The sequence below is a fragment of the Streptomyces sp. NPDC001027 genome (assembly GCF_040299045.1).
In the GTDB taxonomy this organism is placed as follows: Bacteria; Actinomycetota; Actinomycetes; order Streptomycetales; family Streptomycetaceae; genus Streptomyces.
Map to the genome: position 1 here is coordinate 1 of NZ_JBEPBI010000116.1, position 24,283 is coordinate 24,283.

Consider the following 24,283-nt stretch of genomic DNA (forward strand, 5'->3'; position numbering starts at 1 on the left):
GAGGTGGTCCTCGCTCGCGGCGCCGGCCGCGGCCTTCTCGGCCGCCTCCTCCACCCGGGCGGCCAGCGGGCTGCCGGAGACCGCGCGGGCGAGGTCGCCGAGTCCGCCGACCCGGTCGGGGCGGGGGCGCAGCAGACCGGCGGCGAGGGCGTGGTCGAACGCGTCGACTGCCGACAACGCCTCGTCGAGTCCCTCGACGGGTTCGGCCGTTGAACCGCTCGGGGCCTGCTGCGGGGTCTCCGGCTCGTGCCCGGTCGCTGCCGGGGCGCTCTCCGCCCGGGTCGGCGGGAACCACTGCAGTTCCGGCAGCGGCACGGTGACGGGGGCGAGCTCGAGATAGGCCAGGTGCCGCAGGAACCGGCTGAAGACGGGCGCGGCCGCCGCCTTGCCGTCCGCCTGGGGCGGGCGGGCGCCGGTCATCGCGGCGGTGAGGGCGGCGGCGTCGGCCTGCGGACCGGCGGGCTCCACGCGCAGGTAGCGGGCGACGCGGTCGGCGCCGTACTGCAGCACGGCCTCGGTGATCAGTGCGCGGATGTGGTTGCAGAACGAGCCGCGCGCGCCCCCGCAGGGGCGGTTGTTGTTGGTGCTGCACGCGAAGGCATGGGTGCCGGCGGCGACCGACGAGACGTACACCCGCTCGATGTCCGAGCCGCTGGAGACGACGCCCTGCAGGCGCCCGTCGGCCAGTTCCACGAAGGGGACCTTGGCGAGTTTGCGCGGCCGCGCGGGGGGCACCACCCGGGCCGTGCTCGCCCTCTCCCAGTTCTCCCGGTCCGAGAACACACCATCTCCTTTGCGGCATGCGGCTGCACACGCCGACTCGGCGCAGCACAAGGGGGGTCGTCGTACCGGAGCGGCGCGACACGAACGAACTTAGCGGGGGCCACTGACAACGCCGTGCGCGACCGATGATCCGCCGCGGTGTGCGGGCCGGTCCGAGAAGGAGGGCGTCAGGGCCGCGCGCGCTGCTCCAGCGGCGCCGAGGGAGGCGGCGTGCGCCCGGGCCCTGGCCCGGCCCAGGCGTCTCGGCGCACACGATGTCGGCGGTCGGGCCCGGCGCCGCGGCGTCGCCGACGGGACGCTGCGACCGGGCCTTGCGGGCCGCCTGCGGGCCTACCCACGCGAGTGGCGCGGGATCGCGGGGGACCCGCCCCCCACCGGCCGACTCACGAAACGGGGCGGCTCACGATACGGGGCGGCTGCGGCCGTACTTCCATGCGCAGGCCGCCAGGGTCACCCCGGCGACCGTCGCCGCCGCGGCCGCCGTCCCGCGCGAACGGCGGGTGAGCACCGAGCCGGTGGTGCGGGCGCTCAGCACCGAGCCCGCGCTGAGCCAGGATCCGACGGAGGCGACGGACAGGGCGGAGCCGACCGACCCCACGGACAGGAAGCCGCCGACAGAGGCGACGGACAGGGAGCTGCCCACCGAGCCGACGGAGAGGAAGGAGTTGACGGATCCGATCGACAACGCCGAATTCCTCGACCACAGCGAACACCAGGAGCCGTCGGCCCCCACGCCCTTCACCCGTCGCGTCATGAGCCGAGCATACGGGTGCACCGGTCAGGACGGCGGCAAGTCGCGGTAGGCGACGCGGGCCAGGTCGTGGATCTCGCCGACGGCGCCCCACTCGTCGCCGCCCAGCCTCGAGAGGGGCCGCAGCCGGCGGATGTCGGGGCGGCCGTCGACGACGACGTCCTCGTGCACGGCGGCGTGCACGACCTCGCCGAGGACCAGCGTGCAGTCGCCGAGGACCACGGTGGAGTGCAGGCGGCACTCCAGGGCCACGGGCGACTCCGCCACGCGGGGCGGCCGCACGCGCAGGGAGGGCTCCCGCTCGACGCCGACCGCGTCGAACTCGCTCTCGTGCGCGGGGAAGTCGGTGGCGGTGGCGTTGATCTGCTCGATGAGCTCCTCGGGTGCGAAGTTGACGACGAACTCGCCGGTGGCCTCGACGTTGCGCAACGAGTCCTTCCGCCCCACGGACGTGAACTGGACGATCGGCGGGTCGGTGCAGGCCACCGTGAAGAACGAGTGCGGGGCGAGGTTGGCGGTGCCGTCCGCCGCGAGGGTCGACACCCAGGCGATCGGCCGGGGGACGACGACGGCGGTGAGCAGCCGGTAGAAGGCGCCCGCGCCCAGGGCTCGGGGATCATGGTCGACGCGCATGTCAGCCAGTTCTACCCGAGAACGCGCCCGACGGCCGAACCGGCCGCCGCGCTGCGCCCGTCGCGTCGACCGCTCGCCGCAGGCGCTCCTCCTACGATCTGATCTCGGCCACCGCCGAGGTCACCGCCTCCGGCAGGGCGGCGCCCGGCTCGGGGTGCTCCTCGACGGCGGCGACCAGGTCCCGGGCCAGGCCCCGCACCGTCCCGTCGGTGTTCCGGGCGGCCAGGGCCAGGACCCGCCAGGCCTCGTCGGCGTTCAGTCCGAAGGACGCCATGAGGACGCCGCGGGCCAGGTCGATCACCGGGTGCGTCCGCAACGCGCGCCGCAGCTGTACGAGTTCGATGCGCCGTCGCAGGGGGCTGCCGTCGAGTGCCCCGCCCGGCAGGCCGGTTGAGCGCGTGCCGCCCGCGTGGGGGTCGGCCCGCTGCTCGGCGGCTCGTTCGGCAGTGGGGCTGACGGCGTCACGGGCGGCGGAGCCGACGCCCGTGTCGGGAGCAGGGCCGGCACTGGGGGCGGCCGCGAACAGCGGCCCCGTGCCGGTCAGCGTCAACAGCCGGGCCACCGCCGGGCCGACCGAGCGCAGGACGACCGTCCTGCCCTGCCGCAGGCCTTCGTCGCGCACGCCGAGCAGCACGTTGAGGGCGGAGCAGTCGCAGAACACCACCCCGTCCAGCTCCAGGTCGATCCCGTCCTCTGCCGCGTCGAGCGCGGCGCCCAGGGCGCGTCCGAGAGGCGCGGCCGAGTCGAAGTCCAGCTCACCGCGCACCGCCACGACGATCCGCCGCCCGTCGGCACGGACCGTGATGTCGGGCCCGGGAGTCGCCTCGGCGGGACGCCCGCCAGGGGACTCCGCACCCGCGCACGCATCCTCGCCGCCCGCGTCCGCGTCGTACACCGGTTCCGCCATGACCGCCTCCCTCGGTCACCCACATGTCACCTCAAGACTCACCCTCCGAGCGTCACACGTCAACAGATACACGAAATGAAGTTCCGTCCTTTGTGTTCGTGAAAGCCCGGACGTAGGATGACCCCATGGAGGCAGCGCCCGAGCCACACAGCGGATGGACGTTTCTGACCAACCACGCCCGCGTACTCGCGGCCATCGCGGACGACCACAGCGCCCGCATCCGGGACATCGCCGCACACTGCCGACTCACCGAGCGGGCGGTGCAGAAGATCATCGCGGATCTGGAACAGGGCGGTTATCTGTCCCACACGAAGGACGGGCGCAGCAACGTCTACCGGATCGAGCCGGGCCAGGTGCTGCGCCATCCCGCCGAAGCGGGACTGAGCGTGGCGGCCCTGCTGTCGCTGCTGGCCCACGACGAGGCCGGCCGCGTCCGGCGTCCGTGAGACCGAGGCGGGGAATCCGCCGCTCGTGACCGACAGGCGTCGACCGCGCACAGCCGGACACCAGGATGCGTCACACCGTCGGCACGACAGCGGGGCGTCACCGACAAGAGACGAAGGTCACGAATACGTATCGGACATTTAACACCTCAATCTTCACACCAGGCACACAAGTTGGTTAGGTTGACGCCAGGCCGTTCGACTGCCTTTCAGGGCAGGGGGCTTGGGTCACCCGCAACAGGGGTCGCCCGGATTCCGCCGCAACACACCGGCGGAGCACGGAAGGAGAACGTCTTCCATGGCGACGGATCGCAGCCCTCGGTCCCCAGGCGGCAGCAATGAGCCGAGCCGGGCGGAGATCCAGCAGCGTGTCAGTTCGCTGTACGACCGGGCCGAGACCGACACGGGCACTTACAACGCCACGCGCGCCATGTCGAACCTCTCGCGCCGGACGGTCGGCTCCGTCGCCAACAGCGGCCGTGGATCTGCCGATCCGTCGCTCGACGCGGTCGCCAAGCAGTGGTTCGACGGAGCGCGCGACAAGATCGGACCGACCACCGCCGCCGTGCTGCCGGCCGATCGCCGACCGCCCCGTCCGGCCCGGCCCGCGTCCTCCGCGGACAGTGCGACGATCCGCGAGCTCAAAGCGGCGGCGAGACGCATTCCGGAGCTCACCGGACCCGCCGTCGCCGCGCCGCCCGCGGCCATCGAAGCGCGCCGCAGCGAGCCCAGGGCCCTGGAGGCCGGCGCGCCGGCCGCGCTCCCCGCACCCCGGGCGGCCCTTCCCGCGCCGGCCGCGCTCCCCGCCGCTCCCGCCCCGGACGCCTCCCCCGCCGTCGCTCCCGCCGACCGACAGGCCTCGCTCAGGAGCGCCAAGGAGCGGATCGGGCGCAAGCTCGCCACCGCCCGCGAGATCCTGGCTCGGGCCGTCGCCCAGCCCGCGCCCTCCCCGCAGCCCGCGCTCACCGCGTTCATCCCCGCGCAGTCCACGTCCTCCCCGTCGATGCAGTCCCTGTCCGCGACGACCGCGCAGCCGGGCGTCGCACCCGCCGCCGTGCCTCAGCAGCCGGTCGACCCGCAGTCGGTCCAGCAGCCCTGGGACACCGCGGAGCAGCAGGCGTTCCGCGCGGAGATCACCGCCGCGTGGGCGGGAAGGCCCGCCGCCGCTCCGGCGGCCGCCGCACCGTCGGCCGGGCCGGAGAGCCTCCTCGACACCGGAGGGTTCTCGTTCCCCGCTCCGGCCCCGGCGTTCTCGGCGTCCGACATCGCCCTGGTGGAACCGGCGCCCGACCTCGGTGGCGCGGAACTCGGCTTCGGCACACCGTCGTTCGGCCACGCCGTACCCGGCCTCGGCGCTGCGGCGCCGGAATCCGGCTTCACGGCTTCGGCGACGGGTCCGATCGCGCCGGACCACCTCATGGACGAACTGGGGCCGCTGACGCCTCCCGCCGGATACGCGTACCCCGAAATGCCGGTCGCGGCACCCGAGTTCGGTTTCGCCGCGGCGGGCGTGGCAGCCGCCCCGGCCTATCAGACGTCCGGCATCGGCGTCCCGGCTCCCGCGCCGGACGCGCTGACCGCCGGTCAGGGCTACCCGACCTCCGCCGATCTCGCCGCGCCCGTGGCCCCGCTTCCCGAGCCCGTCCGGCCGGCCGCCCCCGCCGACGTCACCGCCAGCGCCACCGGGACCGCCTACCTGGGCAAGGCGGACAAGGCGCTCGCCTTCGCCCGCGCCCAGACCGGGCGGCCCTGCGTGTGGGGAGCCACGGGACCGGAGTCCTACGACTGCTCCAGCCTCACCCAGGCCGCGTGGAAGGCCGCCGGGGTGAGCCTGCCGAGGGCCGCCATCGACCAGGCCAAGGCATTCACCCGGATCAGCCTGGCCGATCTGCGCGCCGGCGACCTGGTCTTCTTCTTCGACGACCTCAGCCACGTCGGCCTGTGCACGGGGAACGGCATGATGATCCACGCCCCGGGTCCGGGCGCCGCCATCCGCGAAGAGGCGATCCTTCCCTACGGCGAGGGCGCGCTGCGCGGCGCCGTACGCCCCGCCTGAGACCGGCGGCCTCCGGAAGGCGTCCGTTCGCCCGCGCCGCACGCCCGACCGGAGCGGGCGCGGAGAACAGCCGCCCCGATGTGCGCCGCCGACCCGTCAGTGCATGGCGGGGCGGGTGCGCATCTGCGTCCTTCTGGCGTTGTTGTAGGCACGCAGGAGGAGTTTGGAGACGGCGCACGGCGCCCCGTCGTAGTGACACTGACGGCACACGCGGGCGTGCTCCTCGTACGCGGCGCGGGTCTCCTGCAAGACGTCCTCGGGTGAGCTCATGGGGGGTCCTCCGAACGAAACGACGGTCCGCGGCGACCAGGGCTACTCACCAGTAGGTTCCGCGTCAAGAGGATTGGATCATGTTACTTACGGTAGTGGAAAACATGATTCCGGCCCGTTTCGGGAAGTCTTTCCGCTCACCTGGCGTGAACCCATCCGTGCGAGGCCCCCGGGACCCGCACATCACGAGGAGGAGCCGACGTGACGAGTGAGGACGACGGACAGCGCGCGGCGCGGGTGTTCGACGCACTGGGGCCCGCGTACGAGAAGGCGTTCGCGCACTCGGAGGCGCACCGCAGATCCCTTGACTGGCTGCTCGGCCGGCTCGCACCGGGCAGCGACGTGCTCGACGTCGGCAGCGGCACCGGACGGCCCACGGCGGCGACCCTGGCGGCCGCGGGCCATCGCGTGCTGGGCGTCGACGTCTCCCCCGTCATGGTGGACCTCGCCGCGCGCCAGGTGCCGGACGCCGCCTTCCGGTGTGCGGACGTACGCCGACTCCCCCTGCGGGAGCGCTCCTTGAACGCCGTCTGCGCGTACTTCTCCCTGCTGCAGATGGAACGGGCACAGCAGAGCGAGCTCATCGGCCGACTCGCGCGGGCGCTGCTGCCGGGCGGCAGCCTCGCCCTGGCGACCGTGCCGGTGGACGTGGAGGGCGCCGACGCCGTGTTCATGGGGCAGCCGGTGCGGGTGACCAGCTACGCCCGCCAGGACCTCGTCGACGTCGTCACCGCCGCCGGCCTCACCGTGCTGGACGAGGAGAGCGTCCTGTTCACCCCCGACCACCCCGAGGCCGTCCCCGAGCCCCATCTGTTCCTGCACTGCGGCAAGCCGTAGCCCGCCGCCGGGGTCAGTCCCCGACGCGGGCGGCGAGAGCGAGGACGAGGGCCGCCGCACCCGTGCCGAGGACCGCGCCGGCCACCACGTCGCCCGGGTAGTGCACACCGGTGTGGACCCTCGAGTAGCCCACCGCACAGGCCAGCACGCCGAGCGGGACCGCGGAGACCGGCAGCGTCGGGCCGACGGCAGCGGCGAAGGCGACGGCCGAGGCGGTGTGTCCCGACGGGAACGACGCCGAGTGCGGCATCGGCACGTGCCGCCCCGGGTACGGCGAGTCCTCCGACCGGTGCGGCCGGGAACGGCGCACCAGCTGCTTCCCGAGCAGGTTGGCGCTGGCCGAGGCGACGCCGATCGCCGCGACGCCGAGCACCGCCGCGCGGCGCGCACGACCGCCGCGCAGGGCGAGCGCGGCGGCCACCGAGAAGGAGAGCTTGGAGTGGTCGGCGGCCGCGGACAGCCGGCGCAGCGCGGTGTCCAGAGTGGGCGTCCTGGTCACGGTGACCGTCTCGTACAGAGCCTGGTCCAGGGTGGCGAGGTCGCCGACCAGTCGCCGGGCGGTCAGCTTCGCTGGGCGGTCAGACATCGTAGGCCTCCTTGATCGTACGGGGGTCGGGATGGCCGAGCGCGAGACGGGTGACGCGCCGCCAGTCGACCGTGGGGGGCGCGTAGGCCGCGCCCGGGCGGTGCCGCGGCACCCGGACCCGCAGCGCGGCGGGCCGTACCGTGCACACCACCGGAATGTCGAGTTCCAGGGCCTCGCCGTCGACGGCCACCGCGATGCGCTCCCGGTCGGCCTCGACGACGACGCGCTTGGACGTCACCGAGGTGATGCTGCCCGCGCGCTCGCCGAGCAGGGCGAGTTCGGCGGCCTGGGCCGCGCCTTCGACCCGCAGGCCGATCACTCCGAGGAGCCCGGCGTCGAGCCGGGGGCGACGGCCGCCGCCCAACGGGTCGGCGCGGGCGTAGGCGTTGTTGCTGACCAGCAGCGCCTGCGGCGCGTGGACGGCGGTGTCGTCGGTGCGCACGTGCAGCACCGGGCCCGAGTCGCCCTGCAGCAGCTCGGGCAGGTGGTCCAAGGCCGTGGCGGCCTTGGCGTCGCGGTAGTCGGGACTCTGCACTATCTCCGCGTACGCCCCGAAGGACACGGTGTTGACGAAGGGTCGTCCGCTCACGTCACCGAGATCCACGCGCAGTTCGACGCCGCTCGTGAGGGCGTCCAGGCTGCGCACCGGGTCGGTGCGGTCGAGGCCGAGGTCCATGGCGAAGTGGTTGCGGGTGCCGGCGGCGACGACCAGGAAGGGCACGTCGAGTTCGGCGGCCACGCCGGCGACCAGCGCCTGGGTGCCGTCGCCGCCCGCGACGCCGAGCAGGTCCGCGCCCTCGGCGACGGCCCGGCGGGCCTCCGCCGCCGGGTCGACGTACCCGTCGTCCACGCCGAGCAGGATCACCCGCGCGCCTAGGGCCTCGGCGCGCGCCGCGAGATCGTGCTTGACGACCTTGCCGCCGCCCGAGCGCACGTTCATGATCAGGACCGGTCGGCGCGGCGGCGGGGTCCTGCGGCCGTGGGTGCCCTTGGGACGGCGCACGCTGCGCAACGCGGCCCGGGCCGAGGCCAGCGCCCCCGCCCACAGCCCGAGCGCGCCCACCGCCACCGGCCACAGTCCCGACGTCGCGTACAGCACGAGCACGCCCACGGGCGCGGTCACCGCCAGCAAGCCGCCGAGCAGCCGGGGCCCGCCCCGATGGGCCAGCATCCACCACACGCCCGCCGCGGCGAGCGCGAGCAGGGCGAACCCGGCGAGCAGCACCAGCCAGCCGCCGGAACCGACGCCGGCCATGACCACCGCGACGCACGCGACCACCAGCACCAGGGCGAGCCGCGCCCAGCTTCGCGCGCGGGCTACGGCATCTTGCTGCGCCCGGCCGACGTGCGGCAGCGCCCACTTCGATCTGCCTGTTCCGTTCACCGTGCGCCCGCCATGCTCCGAGGCTCCTTGTCGTGCGTCGACAGCACCAACGATCTCGATCAATTGTCCATGGCGCGGGGCCCCGGCGTGACCGCGACCCCGGGATGGGGTCCGAGGGACACGAGGTGCGCCGTCGCCGCGCGGGGCACTTCCCAGGGGTCCCGGCCCGGGGAGGCGCACGACCTGGGGCCCGCCGCGGGTGCGACGGGCCCCAGGTCGTGCCGACCGGACTCGGCTGCTCAGCGGCGCCGGGCGTTGCGGCGCAGGACGACGAAGCCGCCGATCACCAGCAGGGCGCCGAGCACGCCGGGCCACAGGTCGGCGCCGGTCTCGGCGAGGCCGCCCTGCACCGCCTGCTGCTCGGCGCCGCCGGTGACGGGGGTGACGGCGCCCGGGTCGGCCGGGGGGCGGCCCTGCGACTGCGCCGGAGCGGACACGGTCGGCGGAGCGGTCGCCGGGGTGCCGATCTCACCGCCCGAGCCCGCCGGAGGGGCCGACGCGGCCGCCTTCGCCGACGGCCTCGCGTCGACGTGGGGCTGGCTCTTGGCCTGTGCCTCGGGAGCCGGCTTGCCTGCGGACGGCTGTGCGCCCTGACCGGCGCCGCCGCCGTTTCCGGAACCGTTGTCGTCGGCGTTGCCACCGCCGCCGTTGCCGCCGCCGCCGCCGGGGTTATCGCCCGTGTTCTCGGAGCCCTTGTCGCCACCGTTACCGGAACCGTCGCCGCCGCCGTTTCCGGAACCGTTGTCGTCGGCGTTTCCGGAACCGTTGTCACCGGCGTTTCCGTTGTCCCCGTTTCCGGAACCGTTGCCGCCGTTTCCTTCGCCGTTCCCGTTAACGGCGTTGTCGTCGCCGCCCCCGTTGTTGTTCCCGGCGTTTCCGTTGCCGCCGTTTCCTTCGTCGCCGCCGCCGTTCTGGCCGGCGCCGCACTTTCGGCCGCCGTTGATGCAGTCGACCATCTGCCGCATCAGGGAGTCGTCGAAGACGTTGATGAAGTCGCCGTGATCGGTGACCGCCTTGTGCAGCTGCTCCGGGAAGGAGTCCACCGCGAACAGCGGAGTCGTCCGGCCGCCGTCCTGCAGGCTCGGCGCGTCGACGTCGTACACGATGCGCTGGACCAGCTGCGGCACGGCCTCGAAGCCCGCAGGGCAGGAGCCGTCGGCGCCGGCGAACGCCACATGGGTGCGGTGGTTGGCGCTGTCGATGTTGGATCCGTCCCAGCAGCTCTGGAAACGGAAGGTGCGCACCACGTCGCTGCCGGACGGGCAGAGCGGGTACTTGTCCTTGAGCTGACGGTCCTCGAACCCGGTGCAGCTCCACGACGCGTTGGCGTTGGCCGTGCCGTTGACGAAGGCCTTCGCGTCGCCGGTGATGATGCGCAGCAGCCGCGGCATGGCCGTGACCTTGGAGCGCGGGTTGCCGACGAAGGTCAGCGTGACGTCCTTCGGGGTGATGATCTTCCCCGCGTTGCCCTCGACGCCGCCGCCCGGGCTCTGCGCGTCCCGCTCCTGGGAGCCGTTCTGCAGGCGCAGCACGGGCCAGTAGTAGGTCGACTTGTCGCCCTGGTCCACGCAGCTCGTCCGGGCCTTCGCCAGGTCGTCGTCCGAGGCGAAGGCGGTGTTCGACTGGTTGCCGACGTAGTCGTGGAAGTGGTGGGCGCCGTTGCTGACGCCCGGCGCCACGATCACGTTGTCCGAGTTGAACAGGCCGTTCGCGTTGACGCCGCAGCTGGTGACGAAGACGCCGCGGGAGGGGCCGGAGCGCGGGTCGGGGGTCTGCTGCGCCGGCTGGACGGAGGCGATGTCCGCGAAGTCCGCGGCGACCGGACCGTTCCCGGCCTGTCCGCCGTTGCCCTGCTGACCCTGTCCGCCCTGCTGGTCGCCGCCCTGGCCCTGACCGTTGTCGCCCTGGCCCTGGCCGTCCTGGCCCTTGCCGTCCTGACCCTGGCCGCCTTGCCCGTCGCCGCCCTGGTTCTCGTCGCCCGTGCCGTCGGCGCCCCCGTCCGCCTGGTCGTCGGAGGCGCGCAGGGTGCAGGCGGCGAGGGACTCGAGACCCTCGGGGCGGTCGCCCACCCGGTCGATGGCGACCGCGATCCGTTCGATCGTCGCGCCGCGCTTCTCCTTGAGCGGGTTCATCACCGCGTTGTCCGCGAAGCCCGCGTCCTGGCGCACGGACTGCGCCGACTCCTGGAGCTGCCGGTAGGCCGCGGCGACCTGCTCGTCGAGCACCGCGAGTTCGCGGTCGACCTCCGCCGAGGCCTGGTCCGGGACGGTCGTCAGCCTTGCGCCCACGTCCGGGCAGTCGACGGTGACGGCGCTGTTGCCGCCCCTGCGCACGGAGTTGCCCTCGGAGCCGTCCTCGGTCGCCGAGGCGTAGACGTTCGCCGCCATCAGCCCACCGCCGCCGAGAATGAGCGCCATCGCGGCGAAGCTGGCCCGCCGTCCGCCCGTCGGTCGTCTGCGCCTGTTCTGTGCCAAGGAGTGCTCCTACGCGTCGTCGGCGGCCCTGGACATGGAATTCCCCCGATCCCATACGCTGCCGGACGCAGAAGTGTTCAACCGCACCGCGAATTCACAGCAAGATCTCAGGTAACCACCCGTCCCGCGGTGGCGACGACGCTCTCCCCCGCCCACGACGAGCAGGCCGGACGCCGTTCGGCGGGCGCCGTCGGCCGTCACCGCGCCGGAGCCTCCACGAGGCCTGGCCGGGCCTGTCGCCTGCGGTCCGCCCACAGCTGCAGCAGACCCATGACGACCGCGGCGGCCACGGCGATCAGATGCTCGCGACCGGCGAGGTTGGGCTTGGCTATCGACTCCCACACCATCGAACCGCCGGTGAGCGTGAAGACGATCGGCGCACGGCGGACGACGGAGAGATAGGTGAAGAGCCCGACGACCGCGGCGGAGGGGCCGGTGTCGAGCACCTGTCCCGCCTCGGGCGGCAGTCCGAGGCACCCCGGGCCGGGTCCGATCGCCAGCATCACCCGCACGCTGAGGGTGCCGGCCAGGGTGGAGGCATAGGCGATCAGCAGGGTCCTGCGGCGTCCGAGGGCGAGCTCAGCCAGGGCGAAGGCCAGGAACAGCTGGGTGATGCCGGCCCACACCGGAAGGTCGAGTGCCGGGACGTACAGGGAGACCGGAGTGCGCAGCAGGGCCAGCCACAGCGGCAGGTCGCCCTGGACCCCGCCGAGGAGCCGGACCGCGGTCGCTCCCACGGGGTGCTGGGCGATGCCGTGGAAGAAGATCACGCCCACGCAGGCGACGACCGCCAGCAGCAGCGCGGCGGGCCCGCGCCGGGCGAGCTGCCGCACGGGGTCGACGACGATGCCGTGCCACTCGTCCCGCAGCGTGCGGCCGACGAATGCGGCGGCGCGGCGGAGCGGGCTGCCGGGCGGCTTCCTGGCGGTGCGGTCGGCGCGAGGCTCGCCGTCGGCGCGGCCCTCGTGAGGCCGCTCCACTTCCGGGCGCAGGCGCAGCATGCTCATGGTCTCCCCAACCATTCGTCGCACGAGGTGTGTGCGAGTCCCGCTCTGGGAGACGCAGAGATCGGGCGGCAGGATCACTCGGGGGGCCGGTCTTGACTTTCGGTCACTCCGGCGTCACCCCGGTGTGACGCGAGTGGGCTAATGTCACCGCTGTGGATCGCACTGACCAGCGGAACATGACCCCGTCCGGATTACCGGACACCGCGGGCCCCGGAGGGCTTCGGCGCCCGCGGCCCCTGCCCTTCCCGGCGGCCGCCGCGTGAACCGCGCCACGCCCGTCGGGAACCGGCCCGCCGCAGAACCCGCGCCGGTTCTGCGCGCCGACGGCCTCCTCGCCGAACGTCTCGCCCTGGCCGCGCCGGAGGGCACGAGGGTGGTCGTCGCCGACTACGAGATCCCGCCGGGGGGCTCGCTGCCCTGGCACTACCACGACGGCCGGGTGGTCGCCGTCGTGACGGCCGGGGTGCTGACCCGGACCCTGGCGGACGGCTCCGAGTGCGTGACGCCCGCGGGGGGCTGCATCGTGGAGCCGGTGGGACCGCAGGGCGTCCACATGGCCGAGAACCGGGAGCCCGGGCCCCTGCGCATCTGCGCCCTGTTCTTCCTGCCGCGGGACTGCGCGCTGTCTACGCGCGCAGAACCGCCGGCCGCGGCCGTGCGCGACTGACCGACCGCTCCCGCCCCGGACGCGGGCGCCCCACAAACGGCCCGGGGCGTCGCGCACCGCGACCGGGGCGGCGCATTCCCCGGCCGGGTCCCCTCACGCCCCGGCCTGGCCGGCCGCACACCACGATCGGCGCGTCAGCGCTGCGGGCGGCGACCGGTCTCCTGCACGGGGAAGGTCTGGTCGGCGCCCGGGAGGGTGGGCTTGGGCAGGGTGGCGACGTCCGTCTGCGCCTTCGCCAGCTGTTCCTGTGTGTCGTCGGGCAGCGCAGGCGCCGGTGCGCTGCCGTCCGCGAAGCGGAACGCCGAGGTGAGGTCGCCGAACGCACTGCGCCGCCAGTCGCTGATGTTGGGTTCCAGGACCCCGGTGAGTCGCTCCAGCAGCCGCAGGGTCGAGGTGTGGTCGAACGTCTCGCCGGCCACCCAGCCGCCCACGGTCCACGGCGAGACGATGATCGCCGGCACCCGGAAACCGCCGCCGATCGGGAGGCCCCCGACGAACTCGCCGGGCGTGCCGGCGGGCGGGGTCGGCGGCGGCACATGGTCGAAGAGGCCGTCGTTCTCGTCGTAGTTGAGGATGAACGCGGTCTTGGCCCACACCTGCGGGTCGGCGGCGATGGCCTCGATCTTCGAGGCGACGAAGGCCGCACCGGCCGCCGGCAGGTAGTCCGGGTGCTCGGACTGGTGGCCCGGGGGCATGATCCAGGACACCGTCGGCAGGCGGTCGTTGCGGGCGTCGTCCTCGAAGGCCCCCTCCGGCTGCGGCCGTACGCCCCGCTCGTACAGTTCGGCGCCGGGCAGCGCGTTCCTGAACGCGGCGAACTGCTCCAGCACGTTGCACCCGTAGTCGTCCTCCTGCTGGTACACCTTCCAGCTGACGCCGGCTTCCTGGAGGCGTTCGGCGTAGGTCGTCCAACTGAAGGGCGTCGGCGCGGAGTTGCGGGTCACCGGACCGCCGTGCAGCGCCTCCGGGTCGATGGAGCCGGTCATCCACATCAGGCGGTTCGGCCAGGTCGGGCCCAGCACCGAGCTGAAGTAGTGGTCGCAGACGGTGAAGGTCTCGGCGAGGGCGAACTGGAACGGGATGTCCTCGCGCGTGTAGTAGCCCATGACGTAGGGGCCGTTGGCGCCGTCGGCCTTGCGGTGGGCGGGCAGCCAGCGGTCCATCCGGCCGGCGTTCCAGGCGTCGTGCTGCACCGACCAGGAGTGGCTGGTCGAGGGGATGGCCTGGGCGCTGGAGGTGCGGGTGTCGAGGTGGAAGGGCAGCAGGTAGCCCCTGGGGTTCTCGTCGTCGGGCTGGTGGAAGACCGAGCGTCCGGTGCCGAGGGTGAGCGCTTCGGGGTCGGCGAAGCCGCGCACGCCGGACAGGGTGCCGAAGTAGTGGTCGAACGAGCGGTTCTCCTGCATCAGCAGGACGACGTGCTCGATGTCGGCGAGCGAGCCCCGGCGGGGCGCTCCGGCCGCGACGGCCTTCTGGACGCTCGGCGGGAGCAGGGAGAGGGCCGCTGCGGCGCCCAGCGCGCCCGCGGCCGAGCCCAGGAGTCTGCGTCGGGTCAGCTCTGCCATGTGTGGTGTGCCCCTTGGTGGTGGGAGGAACCGGTGGGAAGGCCGGCCCGTGCCCCGCGGGGGCGGTGCTCCGCTCGTCTGCGCCCGGGCCGGGAACGCGGAGGGTCGCTGCGGCGGCGCTCCCTGCCACGGCGGCCGACGGTGCCGTCAGTCGCCGTGCCGCGCCGCGCCGTTCAGTTCCACAGCTCGTCGCTGCCGCACACGCGGGCGCCCATGTTGCGCCGCATCATGGTCAGCGCGGCGTCCGCCAGGTCGTCGTGGATGTGGGCCACGGCGTCCCGGGGCACGGTCACCCGGAGACGGCGGATGTGGGCGTCGAGGGCCGAGTAGAGCACGCACTGTTCCGTGACCTGCCCGCAGAGCACGACGTGGCCGATGCCCTCCTGGTCGAGGAGGTACGACAGCGGGGTCTCGAAGAAGATCGAGTGCCGCGCCTTGACCACGAAGAGGGAGCCTTCGTCCGGCACCAGCGGCTCGACGAGCCGGGCATGGCGGCCGGCGAGCGCCTTGTCGAGGAGTTCTCCGTGGTGGGAGCGCCACTGGCCGAAGTTGTCGTTGACGTAGACGACGGACACGCCGGCGTCGCGGGCCCGTTCGAGGAGACCGGCGATCACCGGAACCACCCTGTCGGCGGACGGCAGCAGCAGCTCCGCGTCCGGATGGTCGTAGGTGTTGATCATGTCGATGACGATCAGCGCGGTCTTGCCCATGCGGCTATGGGTTCCCGTTCGCCCCATTCGAACGCCGATATGACGGTACGTCACTCGTCCGCCTCACGGGTGCGGCCCGGTCGTGCGAATCTCGGTGGCGGAGGTGGCGCACCCCTCGGTTACAGTGCTCCGCCGGCAACGCGCCGGCCCGCAGAGGGGACTCAGCGGTGCGCTGTGGGGTGGGGAACGTGGGGACGACGGGGAACGCGGGAAGGCTGCGGCGGGGGATGGCGACGGCGGCCCTGGCGACGGGGCTCGTGACGGGGTTGGCGACGGGGTGCACGGCGGAGCGGGAGGGCTCGGGCGCCGCGTCCGGGACGTCCGCGAAGGGGAGCGCGAAGGTCGCGAAGCGCGGGGGGTCGGTCGGGGCGGCCGGGTCCGCCTGCGAGCTTCCGGTCGCCTTCGACACCGCGGAGTTCTGGAAGGCCAAGGCCGTCGACGGCGACGCGTCCGGCGACGGCGGCGACCTGGCGGAGCTCCTGGACGCGTTCGCGCACCAGGGCCCGGTCACCCTGGCCTGCGAGATCGACGCGAAGCCCGCCGGCAAGATCGGGTTCCTCCGGGTGTGGACCGGTGCGCCCGGCAAGGCCGACGCGCGGAAGGTGCTCACGGAGTTCGTGGCCGCCGAGCCGGCCGCGAGCGGGGCGGTGTACCGCGAGGTGAAGGCGGGTGACGTCACGGGCGTCGAGGTCGTCTACACGACCACGAGCAAGCTCCTCGACGAGAGCAAGCAGGAGCGCGCCTTCGCCGTCACCACGTCCGAGGGCCCCGTCGTCCTGCATCTCGGGGGGCTGGACACCGGCGAGCACGACGCGATGCTCCCCGCCTACGAGCTCGCCAAGAGCACCCTGCACACCACCGCCGCCTGACGACCGCCCGTCCGGCCCGCGAACCGGTCAGCCGCCGAGCAGGGCGCGCATGCGCGCGGCGGCCCGGACGGCGGCGTCCCCGCAGCAGTTGTTGAACAGCACATGCACCTGCTCGGTCCGCCGGGCGAGCGCGCGGATCCTCGGCGCCCACTCGTCGAGCTCGCCGGGGCCGTACTCGTGGCGGAAGCGGTCCTCCTTGCCGCCCGTGCCCCAGTGCGGGCTGCGGCCGTGCAGCCGGACGACCGCCAGCCGCTCGCAGCTGACCGGTGTGACGGGCGGGACGGCCGACGGCAGGGTCTGCAGCATGTCGACGGCGACGGCGGCGAAGCCGTGGGCCCGCAGCAGGTCGGCCGTCGCCTGCTCCTGGCCGTCCCGCCACCACTGCGGATGCCGGAACTCGACGCAGACCGGCCAGCCGGCCGTGCGCTGCGCGCACTGGGCGAGGAAGGCGCGGGCCCGTTCGCCGGGGCGGAACCAGGGCGGGAACTGGAAGAGGACGGCGCCGAGCCGGCCGGCGTCCCGCAGCGGGCGGATGCCGTCGGCGAACCTCCGCCACACCTCGTCCAGGGCTCGCGGCCCGCGGGAGTCGGCCGGCAGGCCGGGCGGCATCGCGGCGGGCCGGGTGGGATGGCCGGTCAGCAGCGAGAACGCCTTCACGTCGAACACGAACCCGTCGGGGGTCCGCTCCGTCCACAACCGGCTGGTGCGTTCGCCGGGCAGCCCGTAGTACGTCGCGTCGACCTCGACGACCGGGAACCGTTCGGCGTAGTGCAGCACCCGGCCCGCCGCGTCGCGCCGCCCGGCCGGATACCAGCCGCTGGAGACCAGCGCCCGGTCCGTCCACGAGCAGGCGCCCACCAGAATCCGACCCATGGGCGGCCGGTCACCCCGTCCCGCGCTCTTTTCTCCCCTGCGCGCGGATGCACATCCGGTCACATGTGGCGCATTCTTGCTGTGTCGCCCCACGCGGCGGCGCACGGACGAGGTAGGGCCGATGACTGGGAGCGCCAGGGACGAGCGGAAGCCGTCCGGACCGCCGCCCGCGCTGCTGACCGGGGCTGTCGCGGACGCGTTGCGGACGACGGCCGGGCGCGCGGCGGGCGTCTACCTGTGCTCGGGGAGCCCCCGGCTGCTGCGCCTCGCGGTCCTGTCCGGACTGCCCGGTCAGCTGTTCCGCCCCTGGTGGCGGGTGAGCGCGGACCGGCCGTTCCCGGTGGCGGACGTGCACCGGACGGGCGTCCCGGTGGTGCTGGCGAACGCCACTGAGGTGATGCGCCGCTATCCGCAGTTCGCGGCCGGACTGCCTTTCCAGTTCGGTTCGCTGCATGTGCCCGTCGTGGCGGAGGACCGGGCCTTCGGGGTGCTGACCGTGCTGCGGGCGGCGGCGGCAGACGCGGCGGAGGTGCAGGCGGAGGGCGAGCGGCTGGCGGCCGTCGCGGACGCCCTGGGGGCGGACCTGCTGCGGCTGGGCGCGGACGGCGGGACCGTCACCTGGGACGACGCGCCGCTGTGCGTGCGGCCGCCGGCCGCCGGACCGGCGCCGGGGCGCGTCGGACGGCTTTCCTGGACCCCGGCGACCGGCGTCCTCGCCGTGGACGCGCAGGCCCGCGCCCTGCTCGGGCTGCCGTCGGGCGACTTCCCCGGCACGCTGGACGCCCTGGCCCGGGCCCTCGACCCGGCGGACGCCCACCGGCTGCCCGAGTTGCTGCACCGCACGGCCCGGGGCCGGCCCCCGCCGCTGCCGGTCCAGGTGCGGACCGCCGCAGGCGGACTGCGGCTGCTGGACATGTGGCGGGCGACGGAGGCGGAGGCCGCGGGCATCGGACCGGCCGCCGAGGCCCGGCGGCCCGCCGTCCGCACCGGGGAGGCGCCGGAACACGGCGAGCCGCTCCGCACCGGGAAAGCGCCGGAGCACGGCGAGGCGCCCTTGAACCCGGCCCGGCCCCGGGCGGCCGGGGCGGCCCGGGCGGCCGGGGAGATCCCGCTGGACCGGGAAGCCGACGGGTCCGCCGCGCTGGACCACGGCGGCGCCGGCGCTCCTCCCGACGCGCCGCACCCCGTCGCCGGGGTCCTCCTGGACCCGGGGCCGGGCGCGCTCGCCGACGGAGCGGCCGATCTGCTCCCGGAGGGCGTGTTCTGCCTCGACCGGACGGGCCTCGTCGTCTACGCCAACCCCCGGGCCGGCCACCTCCTGGGCGTGCCGCGGGAGCTGCTGGTCGGCCGGCAGCTGTGGGAGGCCGTGCCGTGGCTGAACCAGCCCACGTACGAGGAGCATCTGCGGGGCGTCCTGTTGTCGCCGGAGCCCGCCCACTTCGACGTGCGGCTGCCCGCCGCGCCCGAGAGGCCCGCGGCGCCCCGGCCGTACGAGGGCGACTGGCTGCGGCTGTCGCTGTACCCGGGGGCGGACCTCGTCACCTGCAAGGCCGTCCCGGCCGACCGTGTGCCGCACGACGACGTCCCCGAGGCCGTCGAGGGGCCCGTCCCCGCGCCGGACGCCGCCGCCTCGACCGCCCCGCTGTACCGGCCGATCGTGCTGGCGATCGCGCTGACGGAGGCGGTGACCGCCCGGCAGGTGTCGGCGGTGGTCATGCAGGAGCTGCTGCCCGCGTTCGGCGGCCGCCGGCTGGCCATCTACCTGCTTCAGGAGCGGCATCTGTATCTGGCGTGGGAGTCCGGGTTCCCCGAGGGCTTCCTGGCGCCCTTCGAGGGGGTGGCCCTGGACGCCCGGCTGCCGGGCGTGGAGACGCTCACCACGGGCCGGCCGCTCTTCTTCGACTCGATGCAGCAGCTGGCCGACGCCTACCCGGGCATCGAACTCGACGCGGAGGAGGGGGCCCGCGCCTTCCTCCCGTTGATCGCCTCGGGCCGCCCGGTGGGCTCCTGCATCCTCGGCTTCGACCGTTCGCGCAGTTTCGGCTCCAAGGAACGCACGGTGCTGACGGCGCTGGCCGGGCTGATCGCCCATGCGATGGAGAAGGCCCAGCGGTACGACACCGAGGCGGCCCTCGCGCGCGGCCTGCAGCAGGCGCTGCTCCCCCGCCGGCTGTCGCAGCACGCGCGCGTGGAGACCGCGGGGCGCTATCTGCCGGGCACCGAAGGCATGGACGTGGGCGGCGACTGGTACGACGTGGTGGAGGCCGGGGACGGGCTGGCCCTGGTCATCGGCGACGTCCAGGGCCACGGGGTGCAGGCTGCGGCGACGATGGGCCAACTGCGCAGCGCGGTGCGCGCGTTCGCGCTCGGGGACCGGCCGCCCGAGGAGGTCATGGGCGGCACGAACCACCTCCTCATCGACCTGGACCCCGGCCAGTTCGCGAGCTGTTGCTATGTGCGGCTGGATCCCTCGACGGGCCGGGCCCGGGCGGCCCGCGCCGGGCACCTGCCCCCACTGCTGCGCCACCCCGACGGCCGGACCGAGGTCCTGGACCTGCCCGGCGGGGTGGTCCTGGGGGTGGATCCGCGCGCCCACTATCCGGTGACCGAACTGCTGCTGGAGCCGGGCGCGATCCTCGCCCTCTACACGGACGGGCTGGTCGAGCAGCCCGGCCACGACATCGACGACGGCATCGCGGCGTTGCGCAGGGCGCTGGCCGAGGCCGGCGGGGCGCACGGCCGCGCGGGTGAGGGGGATCCCGTCGCCTCGGCCGGGGCCACCGGTCCCGGCGACCGCGTCGCCGCCGGGCCCACCGACGCCACCAAGCCCACCGGCGCAGGACGCTCGCTCGCCGACGTGGCGGACCGGCTGACCGCGGCGGCCCGCCGGTCGGCCGACCGGTTCGACGACATCGCGCTGCTGCTGGCCACCCGGAGCGGCCCGGACGGGTCAGGACCCAAGTCCCCGCGCCGGGTCTGAGCGGCGCGGCCGGTCACCATCGGTGACCACTCTCGCCTCCGAGGGCCGGGCAGTGTAGACATGGGCACATGGTCCGACTCCTGGGGCGCTCGGATGCCCGTCAGGCCCGTGGTCCCCGGGGCCCGCGGGGTCGGCGTGCTCCCGAGACCACGCTGGGCGGGAGCAGCCTCGCCGTGCAGGTGTTCGTGCTGCAGGTCGTCATCGTGCTGCTGCTGGTCGTGGCGGCCGTGGTGGCGCTGCTGCTGCAGGTACGGCACGACAGCACGCAGGAGGCCCGCAACCGTTCGCTGGCCGTCGCGCAGACGTTCGCGAACTCGCCGGGCATCGTGCAGGCGCTGGGCAGCCCGGATCCGACGGCCGTGCTGCAGCCTTCGGCCGAGGCCGCCCGCAAGGCCGCGGACGTGGACTTCATCGTCGTCATGAACACCGACGGCATCCGCTACACCCACCCCAAGCCGGACCGCATCGGCAAGAAGTTCGTCGGGACCCTCCAGCCGGCGCTGGACGGCGGCGTGGTGGTCGAGGAGGTCGACGGGACCATCGGCCGGTTGGTCCAGGCCGTCGTCCCGGTGAAGGCGCCCGACGGGCGGGTGGTCGGACTGGTGTCGTCGGGCATCACGACCGAACACGTGGGCGGCACCGCCGACCGGCAGCTGCCGCTCGTCCTCGGCAGCGCCGCGCTCGCCCTGGTGCTGGCCACGGCGAGCACCGCGCTGGTCAGCCGTCGGCTGCAGCGCCAGACGCACGGTCTCGGGCCGCGCGAGATGACCCGGATGTACGAGCACCACGACGCCGTGCTGCACGCCGTGCGGGAGGGCGTGATCATCGTCGGGGCCGACGGCGATCTGCTGCTCGCCAACGACGAGGCGCAGCGGCTGCTCGATCTGCCCCCGGACGCCGAGCGGCGGCAGGTCCTCGACCTGGGTCTGGACCGGGACACCGCCCAGCTGCTCGCCTCCGGGCGGATGGTCACGGACGAGGTGCATCTGGTCGGGGAGCGGCTGCTGGCGATCAACCAGCGGCCCACCCATCTGGCGGGCGGTCCGGCCGGCAGCGTCGCGACCCTGCGCGACTCCACCGAGCTGCGCGCCCTGTCGGGTCGGGCGGAGACGGCCCGTGAGCGTCTCGACATGCTGTACGCGGCCGGGGTCGGCATCGGGACGAGCCTGGACGTGACCCGCACGGCCGAGGAGCTGACGGCCCTGGCCGTGCCGAGGTTCGCGGACTTCGCGACGGTCGACCTGTTCGACGCCGTCCTGGACGGCGAGGAGCCTCAGGCGCAGGGCGCGTTGCGGCGCACGGCGGTCGGCGGGATCCGCAAGGGCGCTCCGCTGTACGCGGTGGGCGACCGGATCCGGTTCGTCGACTCCGCGCCGCAGGCCCGCAGTCTGGACACGGCACGGGCCGTCCTGGAGGCCCGGCTGTCCCGGGCGCCGGGCTGGCGGGCCCAGGACCTGGAGCGGACCGAGCAGGTCGTGGAGTTCGGCATCCACTCGCTGATCACGGTGCCGGTGCGGGCCGGCGGGCTGATCCTGGGCGTGGTCAGTTTCTGGCGTTCGGAGCGGCCCGACCCGTTCGATCCGGACGAGGTGGCGCTCGCCGAGGAGCTGGTGGCGCGGGCGGCGATCTCCATCGACAACGCGCGCCGTTTCACCCGCGAGCACGGCATGGCCGTCACGCTGCAGCGCAGTCTGCTGCCCCGTACGCTGCCGGCGCAGAACGCCCTGGACATCGCCTACCGGTATCTGCCCGCGCAGGCCGGCGTGGGGGGCGACTGGTTCGACGTGCTGCCGCTGTCGGGAGCCCGGGTCGCCCTGGTCGTCGGCGACGTGGTGGGACACGGTCTGCACGCGGCGGCCACCATGGGGCGGCTGCGCACGGCCGTGCACAACTTCTCCGCGCTGGATCTGTCCCCCGAGGAACTGCTGGGCCTGCTCGACGAGTTGGTGGCGCGCATCGACCAGGACGAGGCGGGCGACCGGGGCAACGCGGCCGTCTCCGGGGCGACCTGTCTGTACGCCATCTACGACCCGGTGTCCCGGCGCTGCACGATGGCCCGCGCCGGCCATCCGCCGCCGGCGGTGGTGCGTCCCGACGGCCGCGTGGAGTACGCCGACGTGCCGGCGGGGCCCCCGCTGGGGCTGGGCGGTCTGCCGTTCGAGACGGTCGAGCTGGAGCTGGCCGAGGGCAGCCGGCTGGCGCTGTACACGGACGGGCTGGTGGAGGACCGGGAGCGGGACATCGACACGGGTCTGGAGATGCTGCGCGCGGCGTTGGAGCAGAGCGCCGACGGCTCGCCGGAAGAGACCTGCCAGGCGGTCCTGGACGCGTTGCTGCCGGCCCGGCAGGGCGACGACATCGCGCTGATCGTGGCGCACACCCGGGCTTTGGGCTCCGACCGGGTCGCCGAGTGGGACGTGCCGGTGGACCCGGCGGCGGTCGGCGAGGTGCGCTCGGCGGCGATGCGGCAGCTGGCGCGCTGGGACCTGGACGAGCTGGCGTTCGCGACGGAGCTCATTCTCAGCGAGCTGGTCACCAACGCGATCCGCTACGGCAGCGGGCCCGTGCGGGTGCGGCTGCTGCGCGACCGCACGCTGATCTGCGAGGTCTCGGACGGCAGCAGCACCTCGCCGCATCTGCGGTACGCGGCGATGACCGACGAGGGCGGGCGCGGGCTGTTCCTGGTGGCGCAGCTCACCGAGCGCTGGGGCACCCGGTACACCCCCAAGGGCAAGGTGATCTGGGCCGAACAGCCGCTGCCCTGAGGGCGCGCGGACCGCGGGCGTGGGCATGGGTGAGCGGCCGCGGGGCGCGCGGCGAGCGCCGCCCGCTCATAAATGCTGTTTATGAGCTCATAGAGTGGACCCGCGTACCGAGTTAGGTTTGCCTTAGTTTAGGCTTCCCCCGAGTCGATCTGTCACCGCTCGAAGGGAACCTGATCATGCCCCGCCCCCTGCGGGTAGCCATTGTCGGAGCCGGCCCCGCCGGGATCTACGCCGCCGACGCGCTGCTCAAGTCCGCCGTGGCCGCCGACCCGGGTGTCTCCATCGATCTCTTCGAGCGCATGCCGGCCCCGTTCGGCCTGATCCGCTACGGCGTCGCCCCGGACCACCCGCGCATCAAGGGCATCGTCACCGCCCTGCACCAGGTCCTCGACAAGCCGCAGATCCGTCTCTTCGGCAACGTCGACTACCCGACCGACATCAGCCTGGACGACCTGCGCGCCTTCTACGACGGCGTGATCTTCTCCACGGGCGCGATGGCCGACCGGGAGATGTCGATCCCCGGCATCGAGCTCGACGGCTCCTACGGCGCCGCGGACTTCGTCTCCTGGTACGACGGCCACCCGGACGTGCCGCGCACGTGGCCGCTCCAGGCCGAGAAGGTCGCGGTCCTGGGCGTCGGCAACGTCGCCCTCGACGTGGCGCGCGTGCTGGCCAAGACGGCGGACGAGCTGCTGCCCACGGAGATCCCGGCCAACGTCCACGAGGGCCTCAAGGCCAACAGGGCGCGGGAGATCCACGTCTTCGGGCGACGCGGGCCGGCGCAGGCGAAGTTCTCGCCGATGGAGCTGCGGGAGCTGGACCACTCCCCCACGATCGAGGTCATCGTCGACCCCGAGGACATCGACTACGACGAGGGCTCGATCGCGACGCGGCGCGGCAACAAGCAGGCCGACATGGTCGCCAAGACGCTGGAGAACTGGGCGATACGCGATGTGGGCGACCGCCCGCACAAGTTGTTCCTGCACTTCTTCGAGTCGCCGACCGAGATCCTCGGCGAGGACGGCAGCGTCGTCGGCCTGCGCACCGAGCGCACCGCCCTCGACGGCTCCGGCAACGTCAAGGGCACCGGCGAGTTCAAGGACTGGGACGTGCAGGCGGTCTACCGCGCCGTCGGCTACCTCTCCGAGAAGCTGCCGAAGCTGCCCTGGGACCTCGACTCGGGCACCGTCCCGGACGAGGGCGGCCGTGTCATCGAGGAGTCGGGCGCGCACCTGCAGTCCACGTACGTCACCGGCTGGATCCGGCGCGGACCGGTCGGTCTGATCGGCCACACCAAGGGCGACGCCAACGAGACGGTGTCGAACCTGCTGGACGACCACGCGAACGGCCGTCTGCACACGCCGGACGCACCCGAACCGGAGGCCGTGGACGCGTTCCTCGCCGAGCGCGAGGTCCGCTTCACCACCTGGGAGGGCTGGCGCCGGCTGGACGCCGCCGAGAAGGCGCTGGGCGAGCCGCAGGGCCGCGAGCGCGTGAAGATCGTCGAGCGCGAGGACATGCTGCGGGAGAGCGGCGCGTAAACGCGGTGAGGGGCTCGGGGCAGACGCCCCCGAGCCCCTCACCCCGCGCGCACCGCCCGCGCACTGCGTCGATGCACGAGGTCGGCGCACCCCTTGGTCCGCAAGATCGTCGGCTGTTAGCGTCCGGGGGGGTACAGGTCGGTGAAGAGCGCGGCGTGCAACAGCCCGAGACCGCTGAGCACCAG

19 protein-coding genes and 1 pseudogene are annotated in these 24,283 nt (G+C 73.9%); 8 read left to right on the top strand and 12 right to left on the bottom strand.

Annotation, left to right across the window (positions count from 1 at the left end):
• From ABT300_RS26840 to ABT300_RS26855, 4 genes and pseudogenes are all read right to left on the bottom strand, one after another.
• Positions 1–783: pseudogene (locus ABT300_RS26840) on the bottom strand (hypothetical protein); the annotation flags it as partial.
• 400 nt (positions 784–1,183) lie between these two features.
• Positions 1,184–1,537 carry a hypothetical protein gene (locus ABT300_RS26845; protein ID WP_351680582.1) on the bottom strand — a complete coding sequence of 118 codons (354 nt, stop codon included), beginning with the start codon at positions 1,535–1,537 and terminating at the stop codon, positions 1,184–1,186.
• 24 nt (positions 1,538–1,561) lie between these two features.
• Entirely contained in the window at positions 1,562–2,167 is a 606-nt protein-coding gene (locus ABT300_RS26850) for a flavin reductase family protein (RefSeq protein ID WP_351680585.1), read from the bottom strand.
• A gap of 91 nt (positions 2,168–2,258) precedes the next feature.
• Positions 2,259–3,074 (bottom strand): STAS domain-containing protein, encoded by an 816-nt coding sequence (locus ABT300_RS26855; protein WP_351680587.1) that lies wholly within the window; start codon positions 3,072–3,074, stop codon positions 2,259–2,261.
• A gap of 125 nt (positions 3,075–3,199) precedes the next feature.
• On the opposite strand from ABT300_RS26855, the gene ABT300_RS26860 reads away from it, so the two are divergent.
• Positions 3,200–3,520, top strand: coding sequence for a helix-turn-helix transcriptional regulator (locus ABT300_RS26860; protein WP_351680590.1), 321 nt, complete (start codon positions 3,200–3,202; stop codon positions 3,518–3,520).
• A 295-nt stretch (positions 3,521–3,815) separates the two neighbouring features.
• The gene (locus ABT300_RS26865; RefSeq protein ID WP_351680592.1) at positions 3,816–5,573 is read left to right on the top strand and encodes a C40 family peptidase; all 1,758 of its coding nucleotides are present in this window, start codon (positions 3,816–3,818) and stop codon (positions 5,571–5,573) included.
• 96 nt (positions 5,574–5,669) lie between these two features.
• Here the strand turns inward: ABT300_RS26865 and ABT300_RS26870 are convergent, their stop codons facing one another.
• The gene (locus ABT300_RS26870; protein ID WP_351680595.1) at positions 5,670–5,843 is read right to left on the bottom strand and encodes a hypothetical protein; all 174 of its coding nucleotides are present in this window, start codon (positions 5,841–5,843) and stop codon (positions 5,670–5,672) included.
• A 201-nt stretch (positions 5,844–6,044) separates the two neighbouring features.
• Here ABT300_RS26870 and ABT300_RS26875 point away from each other — a divergent pair, with 201 nt between their 5' ends.
• Positions 6,045–6,680 (top strand): class I SAM-dependent methyltransferase, encoded by a 636-nt coding sequence (locus ABT300_RS26875; RefSeq protein WP_351680598.1) that lies wholly within the window; start codon positions 6,045–6,047, stop codon positions 6,678–6,680.
• Between the two features lie 13 nt (positions 6,681–6,693).
• Here ABT300_RS26875 and ABT300_RS26880 read toward each other — a convergent pair whose 3' ends face one another.
• The 4 genes from ABT300_RS26880 to ABT300_RS26895 form a co-directional block, all read right to left on the bottom strand.
• Positions 6,694–7,266 carry a phosphatase PAP2 family protein gene (locus tag ABT300_RS26880; RefSeq protein WP_351680600.1) on the bottom strand — a complete coding sequence of 191 codons (573 nt, stop codon included), beginning with the start codon at positions 7,264–7,266 and terminating at the stop codon, positions 6,694–6,696.
• On the bottom strand, positions 7,259–8,650 hold the full coding sequence (locus ABT300_RS26885; protein WP_502978002.1) for a diacylglycerol/lipid kinase family protein: 1,392 nt from the start codon (positions 8,648–8,650) through the stop codon (positions 7,259–7,261). Before ABT300_RS26885 ends, ABT300_RS26880 begins: the two co-directional genes overlap by 8 nt.
• A 239-nt stretch (positions 8,651–8,889) precedes the next feature.
• Positions 8,890–11,037, bottom strand: coding sequence for a DUF1996 domain-containing protein (locus ABT300_RS26890; protein WP_502978003.1), 2,148 nt, complete (start codon positions 11,035–11,037; stop codon positions 8,890–8,892).
• A gap of 284 nt (positions 11,038–11,321) precedes the next feature.
• On the bottom strand, positions 11,322–12,131 hold the full coding sequence (locus tag ABT300_RS26895; protein WP_452993388.1) for a hypothetical protein: 810 nt from the start codon (positions 12,129–12,131) through the stop codon (positions 11,322–11,324).
• Positions 12,132–12,390: 259 nt separating this feature from the next.
• On the opposite strand from ABT300_RS26895, the gene ABT300_RS26900 reads away from it, so the two are divergent.
• Positions 12,391–12,798 carry a cupin domain-containing protein gene (locus ABT300_RS26900; protein WP_351680602.1) on the top strand — a complete coding sequence of 136 codons (408 nt, stop codon included), beginning with the start codon at positions 12,391–12,393 and terminating at the stop codon, positions 12,796–12,798.
• Between the two features lie 134 nt (positions 12,799–12,932).
• Here ABT300_RS26900 and ABT300_RS26905 read toward each other — a convergent pair whose 3' ends face one another.
• On the bottom strand, positions 12,933–14,360 hold the full coding sequence (locus ABT300_RS26905; RefSeq protein WP_351680605.1) for an alkaline phosphatase family protein: 1,428 nt from the start codon (positions 14,358–14,360) through the stop codon (positions 12,933–12,935).
• 173 nt (positions 14,361–14,533) lie between these two features.
• A complete protein-coding gene (locus ABT300_RS26910) occupies positions 14,534–15,070 on the bottom strand; it encodes a cysteine hydrolase family protein (protein ID WP_351680607.1) in 537 nt (178 codons plus the stop codon).
• 227 nt (positions 15,071–15,297) lie between these two features.
• On the opposite strand from ABT300_RS26910, the gene ABT300_RS26915 reads away from it, so the two are divergent.
• Positions 15,298–15,939, top strand: coding sequence for a lipoprotein (locus ABT300_RS26915; protein WP_351680627.1), 642 nt, complete (start codon positions 15,298–15,300; stop codon positions 15,937–15,939).
• A 27-nt stretch (positions 15,940–15,966) separates the two neighbouring features.
• On the opposite strand, the gene ABT300_RS26920 is transcribed toward ABT300_RS26915, so the two are convergent.
• Complete coding sequence (locus ABT300_RS26920) at positions 15,967–16,812, bottom strand: DUF72 domain-containing protein (RefSeq protein WP_351680609.1); 846 nt, start codon at positions 16,810–16,812, stop codon at positions 15,967–15,969.
• A gap of 121 nt (positions 16,813–16,933) precedes the next feature.
• On the opposite strand from ABT300_RS26920, the gene ABT300_RS26925 reads away from it, so the two are divergent.
• The 3 genes from ABT300_RS26925 (at position 16,934) to ABT300_RS26935 (ending at position 24,098) form a co-directional block, all read left to right on the top strand.
• Complete coding sequence (locus ABT300_RS26925) at positions 16,934–19,792, top strand: SpoIIE family protein phosphatase (protein ID WP_351680612.1); 2,859 nt, start codon at positions 16,934–16,936, stop codon at positions 19,790–19,792.
• 68 nt (positions 19,793–19,860) lie between these two features.
• Complete coding sequence (locus tag ABT300_RS26930) at positions 19,861–22,557, top strand: SpoIIE family protein phosphatase (protein ID WP_351680615.1); 2,697 nt, start codon at positions 19,861–19,863, stop codon at positions 22,555–22,557.
• A 176-nt stretch (positions 22,558–22,733) separates the two neighbouring features.
• Positions 22,734–24,098, top strand: a complete 1,365-nt coding sequence (locus ABT300_RS26935; protein ID WP_351680618.1) for an FAD-dependent oxidoreductase — start codon at positions 22,734–22,736, stop codon at positions 24,096–24,098.
• Positions 24,099–24,283: the final 185 nt, after the last annotated feature.

What these genes read in the sequence shown, in the direction of transcription:
- ABT300_RS26920 (WP_351680609.1), bottom strand. Translation starts at nt 16,812, where the DNA reads ATGGGTCGGATTCTGGTGGGCGCCTGCTCGTGGACGGACCGGGCGCTG.
- ABT300_RS26890 (WP_502978003.1), bottom strand. Translation starts at nt 11,037, where the DNA reads ATGGCGGCGAACGTCTACGCCTCGGCGACCGAGGACGGCTCCGAGGGC.
- ABT300_RS26850 (WP_351680585.1), bottom strand. Translation starts at nt 2,167, where the DNA reads ATGCGCGTCGACCATGATCCCCGAGCCCTGGGCGCGGGCGCCTTCTAC.
- ABT300_RS26925 (WP_351680612.1), top strand. Translation starts at nt 16,934, where the DNA reads ATGACTGGGAGCGCCAGGGACGAGCGGAAGCCGTCCGGACCGCCGCCC.
- ABT300_RS26845 (WP_351680582.1), bottom strand. Translation starts at nt 1,537, where the DNA reads ATGACGCGACGGGTGAAGGGCGTGGGGGCCGACGGCTCCTGGTGTTCG.
- ABT300_RS26865 (WP_351680592.1), top strand. Translation starts at nt 3,816, where the DNA reads ATGGCGACGGATCGCAGCCCTCGGTCCCCAGGCGGCAGCAATGAGCCG.
- ABT300_RS26935 (WP_351680618.1), top strand. Translation starts at nt 22,734, where the DNA reads ATGCCCCGCCCCCTGCGGGTAGCCATTGTCGGAGCCGGCCCCGCCGGG.
- ABT300_RS26855 (WP_351680587.1), bottom strand. Translation starts at nt 3,074, where the DNA reads ATGGCGGAACCGGTGTACGACGCGGACGCGGGCGGCGAGGATGCGTGC.
- ABT300_RS26905 (WP_351680605.1), bottom strand. Translation starts at nt 14,360, where the DNA reads ATGGCAGAGCTGACCCGACGCAGACTCCTGGGCTCGGCCGCGGGCGCG.
- ABT300_RS26870 (WP_351680595.1), bottom strand. Translation starts at nt 5,843, where the DNA reads ATGAGCTCACCCGAGGACGTCTTGCAGGAGACCCGCGCCGCGTACGAG.
- ABT300_RS26880 (WP_351680600.1), bottom strand. Translation starts at nt 7,266, where the DNA reads ATGTCTGACCGCCCAGCGAAGCTGACCGCCCGGCGACTGGTCGGCGAC.
- ABT300_RS26910 (WP_351680607.1), bottom strand. Translation starts at nt 15,070, where the DNA reads ATGGGCAAGACCGCGCTGATCGTCATCGACATGATCAACACCTACGAC.
- ABT300_RS26915 (WP_351680627.1), top strand. Translation starts at nt 15,298, where the DNA reads ATGGCGACGGCGGCCCTGGCGACGGGGCTCGTGACGGGGTTGGCGACG.
- ABT300_RS26930 (WP_351680615.1), top strand. Translation starts at nt 19,861, where the DNA reads ATGGTCCGACTCCTGGGGCGCTCGGATGCCCGTCAGGCCCGTGGTCCC.
- ABT300_RS26860 (WP_351680590.1), top strand. Translation starts at nt 3,200, where the DNA reads ATGGAGGCAGCGCCCGAGCCACACAGCGGATGGACGTTTCTGACCAAC.
- ABT300_RS26895 (WP_452993388.1), bottom strand. Translation starts at nt 12,131, where the DNA reads ATGAGCATGCTGCGCCTGCGCCCGGAAGTGGAGCGGCCTCACGAGGGC.